General features: G+C 52.1%; 17 protein-coding genes. 8 read left to right on the forward strand and 9 right to left on the reverse strand.

Annotated features, from left to right (window positions below):
- The first annotated feature begins 69 nt into the window (after positions 1-69).
- From EHT25_RS15760 to EHT25_RS15790, 7 genes are all read left to right on the forward strand, one after another.
- Positions 70-690 (forward strand): sterol desaturase family protein, encoded by a 621-nt coding sequence (locus EHT25_RS15760; protein WP_124876018.1) that lies wholly within the window; start codon positions 70-72, stop codon positions 688-690.
- A gap of 109 nt (positions 691-799) precedes the next feature.
- Positions 800-1,270 (forward strand): NADH-quinone oxidoreductase subunit A, encoded by a 471-nt coding sequence (locus EHT25_RS15765; protein WP_124876019.1) that lies wholly within the window; start codon positions 800-802, stop codon positions 1,268-1,270.
- Between the two features lie 80 nt (positions 1,271-1,350).
- Positions 1,351-1,911: an NADH-quinone oxidoreductase subunit NuoB gene (gene nuoB, locus EHT25_RS15770; RefSeq protein WP_124876020.1), complete on the forward strand. Its 561-nt coding sequence runs from the start codon at positions 1,351-1,353 to the stop codon at positions 1,909-1,911.
- 33 nt (positions 1,912-1,944) lie between these two features.
- Positions 1,945-2,292 (forward strand): hypothetical protein, encoded by a 348-nt coding sequence (locus tag EHT25_RS15775; protein WP_124876021.1) that lies wholly within the window; start codon positions 1,945-1,947, stop codon positions 2,290-2,292.
- A gap of 8 nt (positions 2,293-2,300) precedes the next feature.
- Positions 2,301-2,798, forward strand: coding sequence for an NADH-quinone oxidoreductase subunit C (locus tag EHT25_RS15780; protein WP_124876022.1), 498 nt, complete (start codon positions 2,301-2,303; stop codon positions 2,796-2,798).
- Positions 2,799-2,883: 85 nt separating this feature from the next.
- Positions 2,884-4,551 (forward strand): hypothetical protein, encoded by a 1,668-nt coding sequence (locus EHT25_RS15785; RefSeq protein ID WP_124876023.1) that lies wholly within the window; start codon positions 2,884-2,886, stop codon positions 4,549-4,551.
- A gap of 24 nt (positions 4,552-4,575) precedes the next feature.
- The gene (locus EHT25_RS15790; RefSeq protein WP_124876024.1) at positions 4,576-5,400 is read left to right on the forward strand and encodes a glycosyltransferase family 2 protein; all 825 of its coding nucleotides are present in this window, start codon (positions 4,576-4,578) and stop codon (positions 5,398-5,400) included.
- 5 nt (positions 5,401-5,405) lie between these two features.
- Here EHT25_RS15790 and EHT25_RS15795 read toward each other — a convergent pair whose 3' ends face one another.
- Positions 5,406-5,753, reverse strand: coding sequence for a hypothetical protein (locus EHT25_RS15795; RefSeq protein WP_124876025.1), 348 nt, complete (start codon positions 5,751-5,753; stop codon positions 5,406-5,408).
- A gap of 209 nt (positions 5,754-5,962) precedes the next feature.
- Between EHT25_RS15795 and EHT25_RS15800 the strand changes: the two genes are divergently transcribed.
- A complete protein-coding gene (locus EHT25_RS15800; RefSeq protein ID WP_124876026.1) occupies positions 5,963-7,864 on the forward strand; it encodes a YgiQ family radical SAM protein in 1,902 nt (633 codons plus the stop codon).
- A 75-nt stretch (positions 7,865-7,939) separates the two neighbouring features.
- On the opposite strand, the gene EHT25_RS15805 is transcribed toward EHT25_RS15800, so the two are convergent.
- From EHT25_RS15805 to EHT25_RS15840, 8 genes are all read right to left on the reverse strand, one after another.
- The gene (locus EHT25_RS15805; RefSeq protein WP_124876027.1) at positions 7,940-9,160 is read right to left on the reverse strand and encodes an NADP-dependent isocitrate dehydrogenase; all 1,221 of its coding nucleotides are present in this window, start codon (positions 9,158-9,160) and stop codon (positions 7,940-7,942) included.
- A 125-nt stretch (positions 9,161-9,285) separates the two neighbouring features.
- Positions 9,286-9,672: a type II toxin-antitoxin system VapC family toxin gene (locus EHT25_RS15810; RefSeq protein ID WP_124876028.1), complete on the reverse strand. Its 387-nt coding sequence runs from the start codon at positions 9,670-9,672 to the stop codon at positions 9,286-9,288.
- On the reverse strand, positions 9,672-9,878 hold the full coding sequence (vapB, locus tag EHT25_RS15815) for a type II toxin-antitoxin system VapB family antitoxin (RefSeq protein WP_124876029.1): 207 nt from the start codon (positions 9,876-9,878) through the stop codon (positions 9,672-9,674). The genes EHT25_RS15810 and vapB overlap by 1 nt, the downstream gene beginning before the upstream one ends.
- 211 nt (positions 9,879-10,089) lie before the next feature.
- On the reverse strand, positions 10,090-11,340 hold the full coding sequence (locus tag EHT25_RS15820) for an MFS transporter (protein ID WP_124876030.1): 1,251 nt from the start codon (positions 11,338-11,340) through the stop codon (positions 10,090-10,092).
- 60 nt (positions 11,341-11,400) lie between these two features.
- The gene (locus tag EHT25_RS15825) at positions 11,401-12,039 is read right to left on the reverse strand and encodes a 3-keto-disaccharide hydrolase (protein ID WP_124876031.1); all 639 of its coding nucleotides are present in this window, start codon (positions 12,037-12,039) and stop codon (positions 11,401-11,403) included.
- A 123-nt stretch (positions 12,040-12,162) separates the two neighbouring features.
- Entirely contained in the window at positions 12,163-12,741 is a 579-nt protein-coding gene (locus tag EHT25_RS15830; RefSeq protein WP_124876032.1) for a PD-(D/E)XK nuclease family protein, read from the reverse strand.
- A 45-nt stretch (positions 12,742-12,786) separates the two neighbouring features.
- A complete protein-coding gene (locus tag EHT25_RS15835) occupies positions 12,787-13,230 on the reverse strand; it encodes a DMT family transporter (RefSeq protein WP_124876033.1) in 444 nt (147 codons plus the stop codon).
- Positions 13,231-13,321: 91 nt separating this feature from the next.
- Entirely contained in the window at positions 13,322-14,299 is a 978-nt protein-coding gene (locus tag EHT25_RS15840; protein WP_124876034.1) for a type I phosphomannose isomerase catalytic subunit, read from the reverse strand.
- Positions 14,300-14,302: the final 3 nt, after the last annotated feature.

A 14,302-nucleotide genomic window follows, 5' to 3' on the forward strand; every position in this document is an offset into this window, starting at 1 on the left:
GCGAATAACACGTATACAACCCACGCTTGTACGTTCCCCAACGTTTCGGCGTCTTTCATTAATCATAGTATGGAACAAACAATAACCAAAATCAAGCCCAAAAATAGCGGTACGAAAACGTTGTTCGAGAATCCCATTCTGGAACGGTTGTCCCGCACCCACATCTCGGTTCCGATTACGCTCTATCTGGTCACCTCCACGGTGTTCGGCTGGTATGCGTTCACGTATACAGACATGTCGACGCCCTGGATTATTTTCCTCTTTTTTGCCGGAATGACGGTTTTTAGCCTGGTGGAATATGCGGTTCACCGGGGCGTTTTTCACATGGAGACCGACACGCCGACGAAGGCCAAAATCCAGTATACGTTTCACGGGATTCACCACGAATATCCGAAGGATAAAACCCGGCTGGCGATGCCCCCGGCTGCGGCTATTTTTGTGGGCGGAACCCTGTTTGTAATTATGTTTCTGTTGATGGGCGAAGCGTCTTATGCCTTTTTTCCGGGCTTTTTAGTGGGGTATGCGGGCTACCTGTTCGTCCACTTCATCGTCCACGCTTACGCTCCACCGAAGAATTTCTTTAAGAAACTCTGGGTGAACCACGCGGTTCATCACTACAAAAGCCACGAACGGAATTACGGTGTTTCGTCTCCGCTCTGGGATTATATTTTTGGAACGTATATGAAATAAGACTATGATTGCGGTGATTTTAATGATGAAAAATGATTCAACCTTATCCTTTTATCATTTTTCATCATTAAAATCACCGCAATCATTAAAATCACTGCAATCATAGTCAATGCTATCCGACTTCGGGATCATCTTGCTCTTCATCATTACCGGCCTGGCGTTTGTTGGGCTGATTTTGTTTGTTGCCCGGCTGTTGCGGCCTAATCGTCCCAATGTCGAAAAGCTGACTACGTATGAGTCGGGCGAGGAACCGGTCGGCAACGCGAACATTCAGTTCAATGTGCGGTTTTACGTCGTCGCCATTATTTTTGTCCTGTTCGATGTCGAGCTGGTTTTTCTGTTTCCGTGGGCGACGGTTTTTGGCCAGAAGGCCCTGATTGAGGAAACGAACGGGTTGTGGGGCTGGCTGGCGCTGACCGAAATGCTGGTTTTTGTGGCCCTGCTGGCATTAGGGCTGGCTTATGCCTGGGCCAAAGGCTTTCTGGACTGGGTAAAACCGGAACCGAAAGTCCCGCAGCTGAAAACCGCCGTACCGGCATCGCTGTACGAAAAAGTAAATCAGAAATATAAGAAAGGGTGATGGGTTTACGGTTTTCAGTTTATGGTTAAGTAAGTCGAACCCCACCGTAAACTGAAAACCTAAACCGTAAACCGAAGAGAATGAAAGGCTTACTCGATCAACGATTTAAATCCGGTGATGGCGGTGTGTTGCTGACCACCGCCGAAGACCTGCTAAACTGGGCGCGGTTGTCGTCGATGTGGCCGATGGGCTTTGGGCTGGCGTGTTGCGCCATCGAAATGATGCAGACCTTCGCGTCGGGTTACGACCTGGAGCGGTTCGGAATTTTTCCGCGCCCTTCGCCCCGGCAGTCCGACGTCATGATTGTTTCCGGAACGGTAACGTTCAAGATGGCCGACCGCATCCGGCGGCTGTACGAACAGATGCCCGAACCGCGCTACGTGATTTCGATGGGCTCGTGTTCGAACTGCGGAGGACCGTACTGGCAGCACGGTTACCACGTTGTCAAAGGCGTCGACCGGATCATTCCCGTCGATGTCTACGTCCCAGGCTGTCCCCCGCGCCCCGAAGCGTTAATTGGCGGTTTTTTGAAACTTCAGGAAAAGATCCGGGCCAGTTCGCTGATCGATGAACCCGCGCCGACGGCCTTGCTGGCAATGGAAGAAAATGATGTTGCCTCGTTCCAACCGCTCAAAGGATAAAAGGGTCATACGGATTAAAACGATCTCATTTTTATGAAAACCACCCTGATCACCCTCCTGACGGTATTTTGTATGGCCATGTGCCGGGAAAACGACGATCCAACCGGTTCCGAGCTGCGCGACGATGCGATGTTGTATCCCAATGGCCTGGCCTACGACGGCTGCGAACCCAATGTCGCACTCAATTGGAATGATCCCAATAAAATAGTCCGCTATGCGCCCGATGCCGAATCTGTTGCGCTGGTCGAAAACTTTGTGGGCAAAGAACCGCAGAAACAGGGGAACATCATCTATAAATTTACGGGACGCAAGAAAACCGTTCAGTGCGGTTGGGGTGCAAAATTTGAAGCCGACGAGATAACCGTCGTTTCCATTCGCTAACTTGCGGAATGACTTTTTCTGACATCGCCGATTTGCTGATCGCCCAATTTGGAACGGATGTTATCCGGCAAACCAACACCGCCAATCCGCAACCTTTCCTCGTGGTTGAATCCACCCGAATCGCTGATATCTGCCGGTTTTTGCGCGACGACGACCGACTTTACTTCGACTTTCTGGCTTGCATGACCGGTATCGATAACGGTCTGCAAGCCAACACAATGGAAGTCGTCTACAACCTCACATCAATTCCGTACGAACACAATCTGATGCTCAAAACCGTGGTGCCGCGCAACGCCGACGGCGAACCGTTGCCGGTTATTCCGACGGTCAGCACGGTCTGGCGAACCGCCGACTGGCACGAGCGCGAAATCTACGACCTCGTTGGCATTCAGTTTGCCGGACACCCCGATCTGCGCCGGATTCTGATGCCCACCGACTGGCAGGGCCATCCGTTGCGGAAAGATTATCAGGACCTGGAAACCTACCACGGAATTAAGGTGAAATAGGGTAGGACGTCAATCCCATTTGGTAGTGTGCCGTTGTCCGTTTAACTTGTATCATTTCTGGATTACGGACTTGAGAATTGCCTTCATGCCAACGCTTCGCTATAAAGTAGTACCGGTTTTTGTCCTGCTGCTGTTCCTGTTTTTGGGTCAACTTCCGATGGCTTACAGCCAGCTGAAACCGGATTCCGTGACGGTGTCGGGCCGGATCAAAAATCTGACCATTCAACTCTACCGCCAAAGCCCCAATGTTACCATTTCGCGCAACAACATTTTGCAGGCCAGCCGCGAACTGGCGCGTCCGGCTCCGCTCGAGCCCGATGGGTCGTTCAAAGTGACGTTGCCGCTGGTTTATCCGTACGAAGAGCTGTATTTTAACTTCGGCCAGATTTCGACGGCTTTTCTGGCATCGACCGGAACCATCGAAATTGCGCTCGACGCCGATTCCCTTTTTCTGTCCGAAGCTCCTTTCCGCTTCAGTGGTACCAATGCGCAGGTCAATAACCAACTGACTCGTTACAAGGCATTTGAGTTTAAAAACAAACCCAAAATCGATGGTCGTCAGTTGGCGCGGAAACTTGAAGGACGCTCGGCCGAGGATAGCCGGAAGATTCTGACCAATGAGTTTATTGCCACTTACGAAAAATACCGCGAGACGCACGATATTTTGCCGTTACTGGATCAATACATCAAGTCCGGGGTCAAATACGAGGTGGCGGCTTTTCTGTACGATAAAGCCAGTGCGGAACAGGATACACGGCTGGAAACCAATGTGCCGATCACTAATTTGCGTTCGGGCAACGACTTGTTTCTGACTGTTCAGCGGGCGACTGCGCTGGAGCGGTTTTCGTTGTATGCAACGTCCCGAATTGCCGATCAGGAGGGCCGTGGAATTCCGGTGGGAACGTTTGCCATGTTGATCGACCGGTACATTCGTGATTTGTCCGAAACGGAGCGTGCCCGGATTGACGAACTCAAAAACGGCCGAACCGGTGCCAACCGCGATATGCCGATGTTGCAGCGGATTTTACAGCGGCATCAGGACACCCTCGCCAAGTTGCTGGTGTACGAAACCCGGATGTCGCACTATCGAAAAGTCGTGGACAGTACGGGTTTGGATTACCTGAAAGCGAACTTTGTGGCCATGAATCTGCCCACGATCGAGCTGAAAAACCAGGAGTTGCTGTATCAGCATATCATGCCGCAGGTGGGCGATCCGCGTTACCGGCTTTCGCTGGAGGAATTGTACCGGCTGGAAGTGAAAGACAGCGCGACGATCAACGCAGTTGCGGCTAAGTTCAGCAAACAGATCAATCAACCGGTGGAGGTTTTGTCGGGCGTATCGCTCCTGCGTTCCAGCCGATACGGCAAAGAACTGATCGAGCAATTTCAGGGCCAGGCCCAGGGACGGCTGATGTACGTACTGGCCTGGTCGCCCGATGTGGAAGCTTCGCGGCAGGAGTTACAGGCCGCCCGCGCCCTGCAGGAGCGGCTGGGGAGCCGTGATATCCTGTTTGTTTATGTCGGCACCAGCGAAGCGTCAATGGAACTCTGGCGGGAGTCGGTCGCTAAAAACAAGGCCAAAGGGTTACACGTATTTGTCGAAACCGATCAGTTCGACAGCCTGATTGCGTTGCTCCGGAGCGAAACCGTTCCGGCAGCCGGATTGCTGGGTCGCGACGGAAAATTCATCAAGCGCGATGCGCCCTTGCCTTCCAAACCGGAGGAAGTCTTAAAACTCCTTCGGGAAAAATGATGAAAGCCATCTCACCGTTCATTTGTGCTCATATCGTTACTAATTCCGACCTACAACCGCGAAGAATTGTTGGTTCAGTGCCTACAATGCGCTTTTCGGCAAGACTTCCATGATTATGAAATCATCGTAGTCGATCAAACCCGCCAGCATAAACCGGAAACCCGGCAGTTTCTGGACGAAAATCAAACCCGCTTCCGGCTCATTACGAGCGAAAAACCGTCGCTGACGGCGGCCCGAAACCTGGGCCTTCAACACGCCCGGGGCGAGGTAATCGTTTTCATCGACGACGACACGGAGTTTGAACCGGATTTCCTGCGGGCGCATTACCAGGCGCACCAGCGCGGTTTGGAAGTGGTTCAGGGCCGGATTATTGAACGTCACGTTCCGCCCCAATCGAGTCCTTCGTGGCTGACGTGGTACCTGAAATTCAAAGGGGGCGACGACTGCCCAACCGACGGCCCGGTCAATGTGGTAACGGGTGCCAATTTTTCAGTTTCCCGTTCGGTTTTCGACAAAATCGGAACGTTCGACGAATCGTTCGCCGGGGTTGCCGTTCATGAAGACGCCGATTTCGGGCTGCGTGCTTTTCGGGCCGGATGCCGGATGGGCTATGTGGCCGCAGCCGAGCTGATTCACCACGCCAGCAATCAGGGCGGGGTCGATTCGGGCATTGAAGAGAAGTTCTTCAATTTAAGTTACCACCAGTGCAGCCTGCTGTTTGCCCGCAAACACTTTCCCAAACCCATCGTCCTTTATTTCCGTACCCGGCTTATTCTGCGCGGTTTACGAAGCGTCAAGAAGCTGATTCGGCAGGCCGATCGTCAGGTCATGACTCAACTGAATCACTAACCGGTTCAGGGCACTACGCGCAATTTCGTCAGTTTAACCGGAACGCCTGCCAGCCGGACATTCGGCGGGGGCGCAAACTCCTCGGCGTTAAAAACCACTTTCGTACCGGTTTTCCGGACCTGTTCGGGCAGGTTACAGGCAAAATACCGCACCTTGTCGCTGGTCTGGATGTAGATCCAGGTGCTGGTTTGTGAGGTTTCGGCTTCGTTGACCACCGTTCCCGGCACCTCGCGCAGGTCGGCGGCTTTTTTCCATTCGGTATACGACGGGCAATCGGCGCTAACCGGCACCTCATTGTCCCAGGAATTGGGCTGGCAGGCGGCTAAAAGAAAAATCAGGACAAGCGTCTTCATAACTTTCGATGGCGGTTTTTGTATAAGACGCATTTGGAGGGGAAAAGGTTGGGGGCGGTTATAAAAACCGCCCGGAGCGTTTTGGGAAACCTATTCGGGCTGATGGCTGTTTTCCTGTTTCAATGTTTGGTGGTTGTATTCCTTTCCATCGTGTTACTCCCATTGAATAATTTCGTAAATTCGCTGCTTTTCAGGCAGATGCTATACTCATGATTGAAAGACCCCTGACCGACTGGTTGCCGCTGACGATGAAAGAAGTCGAGAAACGCGGCTGGGATGAAGTAGATATTGTGCTGGTGTCAGGGGATGCGTACGTCGATCACCCGGCGTTTGGAACCGCCGTGATTGGCCGGATTATGGAAAGTGAGGGATTCCGTGTCGCCATCATTGCTCAGCCCAACTGGAAAGATGATCTGAGGGATTTCAGGAAATTTGGCAAACCGAAGTATTTCTTCGGCGTCACGGCCGGTTGTATGGATTCGATGGTGAATCATTACACCGCCAACAAACGCCTGCGTTCCAACGACTCCTACACCCCCGGTGGCGAAGCCGGTTTTCGTCCCGATTACGCGACGATTGTCTATACCAAAATCCTGAAAGAATTATTTCCCGATGTGCCGGTTTTGCTCGGTGGCATCGAAGCTTCGCTGCGCCGGGTGACGCACTACGACTACTGGCAGGACAAACTGATGCCGTCGATTCTGGTGGATGCCGGGGCCGATATGCTGGTGTACGGCATGGGCGAACAACCGCTGCGCGAAATCCTGAAACTGGCGCGGCAGGGCGTACCGTTCTCGTCGATGCGGAATATCAACCAGGTGGCTTTTCTACACGACGGCGACACCGAACTGCAGGAGTATAACAACTGGAGCACCGTCGAGCTGGCGAGCCATGAGGTTTGTCTGGAGGATAAAATCAAGTACGCGGCCAACTTCAAAATTGTTGAGGTGGAGTCGAATAAGTGGCAAGCCAACCGGATTACGCAGCAGGTGGGCAACCAGATTCTGGTGATCAATCCGCCGTTCAAGACGATGGAAGAAGCCGAAATCGACAAGTCGTTCGATTTGCCGTATACGCGGATGCCGCACCCGAAATACAAAAAACGCGGCCCGATTCCGGCTTACGACATGATCAAATTTTCGGTCAACATGCACCGGGGTTGTTTCGGCGGTTGTAGTTTTTGCACGATTTCGGCGCATCAGGGCAAGTTTATTGCGTCGCGGAGCGAAACGTCGGTGCTGAAAGAAGTCGAGGAAATCACGAAGCACCCGGAGTTCAAGGGCTACATTTCGGATCTGGGCGGACCATCGGCCAATATGTACAAGATGAAAGGCAAGGACGAAGCGATCTGCGCCCGCTGCCAGAGTCCGAGTTGCATTCATCCGGTGATTTGCTCGAACCTCGATACGTCGCACAAACCGATGACGGAGTTATACCGCAAGGTCGACGCCAATCCGGCCATCAAAAAGGCGTTTGTCGGCTCGGGCGTGCGGTACGATCTGCTGGTCGATGACTTCAACAAAAACAACCAGGACGGCAACCACGACGAATACATGGAGCAACTCGTCACCCGGCACGTCTCGGGCCGGTTGAAAGTGGCCCCCGAACATACGTCGGACGATACGCTGCGGGTGATGCGGAAACCGTCGTTCAAATATTTTAAACTCTTCAAGCAGAAGTACGACAAGATTCAGGAGAAATACGGCCTGAAACAACCGCTGATTCCGTACTTCATTTCGTCGCACCCCGGTTGCGAGGAGCAGGATATGGCCAATCTGGCGGCTGAAACGAAGGACCTGGGCTTCCAGCTCGAGCAGGTGCAGGATTTTACACCCACACCGATGACGGTGGCCGAAGTGATTTACTATTCAGGGGTTCACCCGTATACGCTGAAACCGGTCAAAACCGCCAAAACCCGGGAAGAAAAGAAGACTCAGAACAACTATTTTTTCTGGTACAAACCTGAATACAAAAACTGGATTCGCGATCGCCTGACCAAGCTCAATCGGCCGGATTTGCTGGAACGACTGCTGGGAAGTGCCAAGAAAGAAAATACCGGCAAGTACACGGGAAATTACAACGGCCGGAAAAAAGCAACGAAGAAGTTTTAACGTTTGATCTTCCTACAAAAAAAGTCCCGGACGGTTTTAAAAACCATCCGGGACTTTTTTATTCAAGGCTGAGAATTAACCCAGTTTCACTTTCAGGTTCTGATCCAGTGCTTCCAGGAAATCTTCGGTGTTGAGGTAATGCTCACCAGCCACCAGTTTGGTACCAGCCGGGAACGCCGACAAGGCCAGATCCTTCGTCATTTTGCCGCTTTCCACGGTTTCGATACAAACCGCTTCCAGCGCGTTGGAGAAGTCGATCAGTGGCTGGTTGCCGTCCAGTTTGCCCCGGAACGCCAGACCACGCGTCCAGGCGAAAATCGACGCTATCGGGTTGGTCGACGTTGGACGCCCTTTCTGGTGTTCACGGTAGTGGCGCGTAACAGTTCCGTGAGCCGCTTCGGCTTCCATCGTTTTGCCGTCGGGCGTAACGAGTACGGACGTCATCAAACCGAGTGAACCAAAGCCCTGGGCAACGGTATCCGACTGAACGTCACCGTCGTAGTTTTTACACGCCCAGACAAAGTTGCCTTCCCATTTCAGGGCCGAAGCCACCATGTCATCGATCAGGCGGTGTTCGTAGTGAACGCCTTTTTCTTTGAATTCGGCTTCGTAAATTTCCTGGAAAATATCCTTGAAACGACCGTCGTATTTCTTTAGAATCGTGTTTTTGGTCGAGAGGTACAACGGCCACTTTTTCTGCAACGCCATGTTGAAACACGCGTGCGCAAAACCACGGATGGATTCGTCGACGTTGTACATGCCCATGGCAACGCCCGGTCCCTGGAAGTTATATACTTCGTATTCCTGCACGGTTCCGTCTTCGCCTTCGAACTTCATCGTCAGCTTGCCTTTGCCCGGCACGATGAAATCCGTGGCGCGGTATTGGTCACCGAACGCGTGCCGACCGACGATGATCGGGGCCGACCAGTTGGTTACCAGACGCGGAACATTATTGATGACAATCGGCTCGCGGAAAACCGTACCGTCCAGAATGTTCCGGATGGTGCCGTTTGGCGATTTCCACATTTGTTTCAGATTGAATTCTTTGACGCGGTCTTCGTCCGGCGTGATGGTGGCGCATTTGATTCCGACACCGTATTCTTTGATGGCATTGGCGGCATCGATCGTCACCTGGTCGTTAGTCTCATCGCGGTATTCAACGCCCAAATCGTAGTATTTGATGTCAACGTCGATGTACGGCAGAATGAGTTTGTCTTTGATAAACTTCCAGATAATTCGGGTCATTTCGTCACCATCCAGTTCGACAACCGGATTTGCCACTTTAATTTTCTCCATTGGTTTATATCAATCAAGTGAAACGTTACAGGAAATCAGCCGCAAAGGTAACAATTCTGGGCGTAACGGGAAACGAAAGCCAATGAATCAAATGGAGCTGGGGGATTCGACGAAAGAAATAGAAATTACCAAAGCCACCGAACGGGATATTTGGAAATATTGCTGTCTTTTGAAATGAATGTCATCCCTTCAACAATGCACTGTGCAATCAATAATCGATCAAATGGATCGCGATGGTGCATTTCCAACGTCAGGAGTGTCTGGGTGCGCTGGAAAGTAATCGGTAATAATTCAAAACCGTTCTGGTCGATCAGAGTAAGCAAGTTGTCGTAACCCGGTTTGAAAGTAAGTGTGCCGAGTTTCATTTTGATTGCCATCTCCCATAAACTTACGACGCTTACAAATGAACTATTCTCGCTATTTTCAATTTCCGTTCGGGCTGGGATAGATAAGTCTTTTTTGTTGCCATTGAGAAACCAAATGAGCGTGTGCGTATCCAGAAGTAAATCCATTACATATAATCGGCGAAGTCGTCCAGCGGTTTGTCAAACTCCGGTGAGATTTCGAATTGACCCGTCGCGCTGCCAAAAACCGGCCGTTTCTTTGGCTGGTCAGCTTTCTGCTGCTTTGCTTTCAGGAAATCAATAAAATCTTCAACCTCAGCCTGATAGGGAGCAGGGAGCGTCTGTAATTTTTTATAGAATTGCAGATACGTCATGGCTGAGTTTTCTGTTCAGATCGATTGAATTGCTGCCAGCGAACACCCGCAAAGGTAACAATTCTGGGCGTAACGGGAAACGAAAGCGGAGGATTAGAATGGAAACGGAGGTTCGTTGGAATGGAGGCTGCTACATCACTTCATGAATTACGCGAATTGTGCCCAACGGGTTATCATCAACGTATTTTTTACTGATTAAAAAGATAAACCGTCAACTTGTCCATTGGGGTGGGTTCGGGCGTTTAAGCCCGGTTTTCTTTACCTGCATTGCTACCCACCAGAACAGGCTGGCCGAAACCGCACAAAGCCCCATGACCAGGAGCCAGAGCATCGGAAAACCAGCCCCGGCCACCACCTGCGAGCCAATGGCCGGGGCCGTAATCTGGGCGACGGCGTACGCCATGGAATACAACGCCAAATATTGCCCCCGGTTTTGGGAAGTAGCTCGTTCCACGGTGAACGACTGCATGAAGGGCATCGCCAGCATTTCGCCGAAGGTGTTGATAAAAACCGAAATAACCGCTAAAAATGGCCAAAACCCAGCATTCAACAGCAAATACGATAAGCCGACCAGCAATGCGCCAAAAGCGATAATGATCCCTTTCAGCCGGGCATACCGTTTTTCGACGGCGTACACCAGCGCCATCTCGGTGAACACAATCATCAGGCCGTTCATCGTCATCAGCAATCCAATTTCCGTTTCTTTCAGGTGTAAAACCTGCTTGAAATAGAGCGGAGCCATGCTGAACAACTGCCAGAAGCCAATGGCAAACAGAATGGTGGCCCCCACGAAAATCAGAAATAACCGGTCGCGGTAGGCCGACGAGCTTCCTTCAGCGGGCCGTTCGGTTTCGTTGGTTGCCGCCACGGATCGATCGGGAACCGGTAAGTACGCCCGCAACACGCCCGCAGCCACGATGCAGGTCAGGCCGTCGACCCAGAACAAAAGCCGGTAATCGATGCCCGCCAGGTAGCCGCCCAAACCGCCCCCGAGCGACCAGCCGAGGTTGATCGCCAGCCGGTTGAGCGAGTAGGCGCGGGTGCGGTTTTCGGGGACGCTGTAATACGCAATGGCCGACGACACCGCCGGGCGAAAGGCATCGCCCAGCAGCGTGTAGACGAACACCACGCCACACATCGTGTAAAAGTTGTGCGCGAACTGTAAGAATATCAGGAAGAAACCGGAAATCAGCAGGCTGAAAAACTGGATGGGGTAGAACCCGAACTGGTCGGAAAGCCGCCCGCCCAGAAACGTGCCAACCAGCGCGCCAGCCCCGTAAACCGCCATCACCATACCGGCTTCCGTGACGCTGTAATGCAGGTGCTGCGTCAGGTAGAGCGTCAGATACGGCAGCACCATCGTACCGGAGCGGTTGATGAGCATGACTCCACCCAGCAACCACACCGGCGCGGGCAAGCCCCGGTACGCATCCCGATACAAACGCAAACTACGGCCAATCATGACCGCAAAGGTCAGCGGTTGGCAGGGAATAAAAAAGAAGGATTGCGTATACGGCCGCGATTATTTCTTCGCCAGTTCCTGCAGGCGAATGTTCCGCCAGCGGACTTCCATGGGGCGCTGCACTTTGGTGCCGTGAACCTGCAGGGCGATAAAACCGCTCGTGGCCAGCGTATCGGTGTAGTCGGTGGTTTGGACGCCGTTCAGGAAGATCTTCACCTTTTTGCCCATTGCTTCGATCCGGTATTTGTTCCAGTCGAATTTTTTGAAGGCTTTTTGTCCCGTTGGGTTGTTTTTCAGATCGACCAGCCAGCCGCGCCGGGCTTCGTCGTATAAACCGCCACTCCAGGCACGGGCCGCCGGGTCGATCTCGGCCTGGTAGCCGTGAACACGGCCGTTTTTGAAATCGGGGCGGCTTTCACTCCGAAACTGAATACCGGAATTCATGCCCGTATCGACTTTTACTTCCAGTTCCAGAATAAAATCGTCGTAATTTTTGTCGGTGCACAGGAAGGTATTCTGGGAACCGGGTTTCGAAATGCCGACCACTTCGCCGTTCTCGACGCGGTAGTCGTTTTTAACCTGCTCCCCGCGAATCGTCCAGCCGGTGAAGTCTTTCCCGTTGAAGAGTTTGACCCATTTTTCTTTCTGGAATGAGCAGAGAATGAGGGGGATGGAGAACGCGATGAGGAGTTTTTTCATGAGTTTAAAAAGAATTGTTTCGCAGAGTTTAGCGGAGTAAGATAGAGTTACGCGGAGAAAATGATAATAAACTCCGCTTAACTCCCTTTACTCTGCTAAACTCTGCGAAATAGCTCTTTCTACTCACTCCGGATTCACAAAAATCTTCGGATCGGAGATTAGCTCGCGGTGTTCTTCCAGAAATTGTTTGAAAAGCCGGATCTCTTCGAGTTGTTTTTCAATGGGATGCGTCAGCGAATAACTCTCGACGTACACCTCTTTGAAATCGGTAATCAGGTATTCCATCAACCGGATGCCGCGTTTTTTCAGCGCGTGGAGGTACAGATTCTGGTGGTTGAACGCAAACCGGGGATGTTGGTACGATGCGGTGGTTTTAATATCGACGGCCTTGAATTTCCCGATCAGATCGACATAGCCGTAAAACAGCACGTCGTCGATTTCGTATTGGCAATACACCTGCGTTTCGACGATGGGGCGGGGCAGGTGTCGGCGAAACTTTTCGAGAATATCCGGGTTGAACCGTTCCTCTTCCTCGCCCTTGATCACGGCATCTTCAAACCGCACTCCGCGTTCCTGCGCCACCGTGGCCGGACCTTGAACCCGGTTGATGGTGTCGAGCAGTTGTTGCATGGTGAAATTTCCCCCGGACAGGTAACGGGAAAAGGTGTTCAGCAGGGTCGGGTAAAAGCGATACTTGATCATGGTAACCAGGGAACACGGTTTGCCAGCGGAATTGTTCGCGGGTGGCTAATTCTTCACTACCAGTATGACGCCCAACACGATCAGCAGAACGCCCATCAATCGCCAGATGGTCAGGCCGTGTTCCTTGAAACCGAGCAAACCGTAATGATCGAGAATAACCGCTGCCAGCAACTGACCTGCGACACTCAGACTGAGCAGGTTACCTGCTCCAATTCGCGGAACGGTAATGATCACCGTCGTGACGTAAACGGCACCCAGCAAACCGCCGGTCCATTTCCACCAGCTGATTCCGCGCAGGGCGTCCATCGTGGGGACGGGGGCGCGAAGCGCCAGACTAATCACGGTCAACACCACAAAACCGGAGCCGAACGAGATCAGAGCCGCCTGAATGGGATGGGAAACCGCCTGCCGCAACTGCGAGTTAACGCCCGATTGCACACTCGTCGCAATCCCGACCAGAAAGGCAAAAATGAAGTAAATTAGGTTCATAAAAAGAGGATGAAGGGAGGAAAGGGTAAAGGAAAGAAAGGAAAACGGAGTGAGTTCCATTTCTCCGTTTCTCCTTTCCTCCCTTCACCTTTTAAGGTACGTAGGATTCCAGCACCGTCATGTCGCCGTCGGGGAGGAGCGTGACCTGCTTGGCCGTGGCCGGAAGGAGCGCGCATTGGCCCATTTTCAGCGGAATCCGGTAGCCGTCGCCGGTTTCGATGGTGAGCGAACCGCCTACACAAACCAGGATGACGAACGAATCCAGGTGCGTGTAATCGTGCATTACTTCCTGGTCGAAATTCAGGACATTGGTAACAAAATAATCACTGGTAACGGCGTTGACGCTCGCATTCAGTTGCGGATCGTACTGCGTTTTGTAGTGATCATAATGGGTATAGTTGATGGCGTCGACGGCCAGTTCGGTATGCAGTTCGCGCTTCTGTCCCTTGTCGTCGGTGCGGTCGAAGTCGTAAATCCGGTACGTAATGTCGGACGTTTGCTGGATTTCGGCCAGCAAAATACCTTTTCCGATGTAGTGAACGCGACCCGCTGGCAAAAAGAACACATCTCCGGCGCTAACCGGTTCGATGTTCAGCAGCTCCATCAGTGTATTGTCGGCGACGGCTTTCACGTATTCGTCCTTGGTCACTTCCCGATTAAAACCGGAGTTCAGCGTGGCACCTTCGTCGGCTTCGAGAATATACCACATTTCGGTTTTGCCGAAACTATTGTGTCGCTTTTTCGCCAGCTCGTCGTTCGGATGCACCTGAATCGAGAGGTCGTCGTTGGCGTCGATGAATTTCACCAGCAGCGGAAATTCGTTGCCAAACCGCTCGTAAACGTGTTTGCCGACCAGTTCTTCTTTATACTTTTCCAGCAGTTCCTGGAGGCTCTGGCCTTTCAGCGGACCTTCGGCTACGACGGAAATATTCCCCGCGACACCGGAAATCTCCCACGTCTCCCCGCAATTGGGCAGGGGTGAAAAATCTTTGCCCAGCACGGTTTTTATTTTCTGACCGCCCCAGATTTTATCTTTGAAAATGGTTTCGAACGTGAGTGGATATAGCATGGT

Source organism: Larkinella rosea, from assembly GCF_003858635.1.
GTDB lineage: Bacteria > Bacteroidota > Bacteroidia > Cytophagales > Spirosomataceae > Larkinella > Larkinella rosea.

Excerpts from the sequence above, each read along its gene's own strand:
- EHT25_RS15830 (WP_124876032.1), bottom strand. The coding sequence starts at position 12,741 with ATGATCAAGTATCGCTTTTACCCGACCCTGCTGAACACCTTTTCCCGT.
- EHT25_RS15820 (WP_124876030.1), bottom strand. The coding sequence starts at position 11,340 with ATGATTGGCCGTAGTTTGCGTTTGTATCGGGATGCGTACCGGGGCTTG.
- EHT25_RS15765 (WP_124876019.1), top strand. The coding sequence starts at position 800 with ATGCTATCCGACTTCGGGATCATCTTGCTCTTCATCATTACCGGCCTG.
- nuoB (WP_124876020.1), top strand. The coding sequence starts at position 1,351 with ATGAAAGGCTTACTCGATCAACGATTTAAATCCGGTGATGGCGGTGTG.
- EHT25_RS15785 (WP_124876023.1), top strand. The coding sequence starts at position 2,884 with ATGCCAACGCTTCGCTATAAAGTAGTACCGGTTTTTGTCCTGCTGCTG.
- EHT25_RS15825 (WP_124876031.1), bottom strand. The coding sequence starts at position 12,039 with ATGAAAAAACTCCTCATCGCGTTCTCCATCCCCCTCATTCTCTGCTCA.
- vapB (WP_124876029.1), bottom strand. The coding sequence starts at position 9,878 with ATGACGTATCTGCAATTCTATAAAAAATTACAGACGCTCCCTGCTCCC.
- EHT25_RS15780 (WP_124876022.1), top strand. The coding sequence starts at position 2,301 with ATGACTTTTTCTGACATCGCCGATTTGCTGATCGCCCAATTTGGAACG.
- EHT25_RS15840 (WP_124876034.1), bottom strand. The coding sequence starts at position 14,299 with ATGCTATATCCACTCACGTTCGAAACCATTTTCAAAGATAAAATCTGG.
- EHT25_RS15800 (WP_124876026.1), top strand. The coding sequence starts at position 5,963 with ATGATTGAAAGACCCCTGACCGACTGGTTGCCGCTGACGATGAAAGAA.
- EHT25_RS15835 (WP_124876033.1), bottom strand. The coding sequence starts at position 13,230 with ATGAACCTAATTTACTTCATTTTTGCCTTTCTGGTCGGGATTGCGACG.
- EHT25_RS15810 (WP_124876028.1), bottom strand. The coding sequence starts at position 9,672 with ATGGATTTACTTCTGGATACGCACACGCTCATTTGGTTTCTCAATGGC.
- EHT25_RS15760 (WP_124876018.1), top strand. The coding sequence starts at position 70 with ATGGAACAAACAATAACCAAAATCAAGCCCAAAAATAGCGGTACGAAA.
- EHT25_RS15795 (WP_124876025.1), bottom strand. The coding sequence starts at position 5,753 with ATGAAGACGCTTGTCCTGATTTTTCTTTTAGCCGCCTGCCAGCCCAAT.
- EHT25_RS15805 (WP_124876027.1), bottom strand. The coding sequence starts at position 9,160 with ATGGAGAAAATTAAAGTGGCAAATCCGGTTGTCGAACTGGATGGTGAC.
- EHT25_RS15775 (WP_124876021.1), top strand. The coding sequence starts at position 1,945 with ATGAAAACCACCCTGATCACCCTCCTGACGGTATTTTGTATGGCCATG.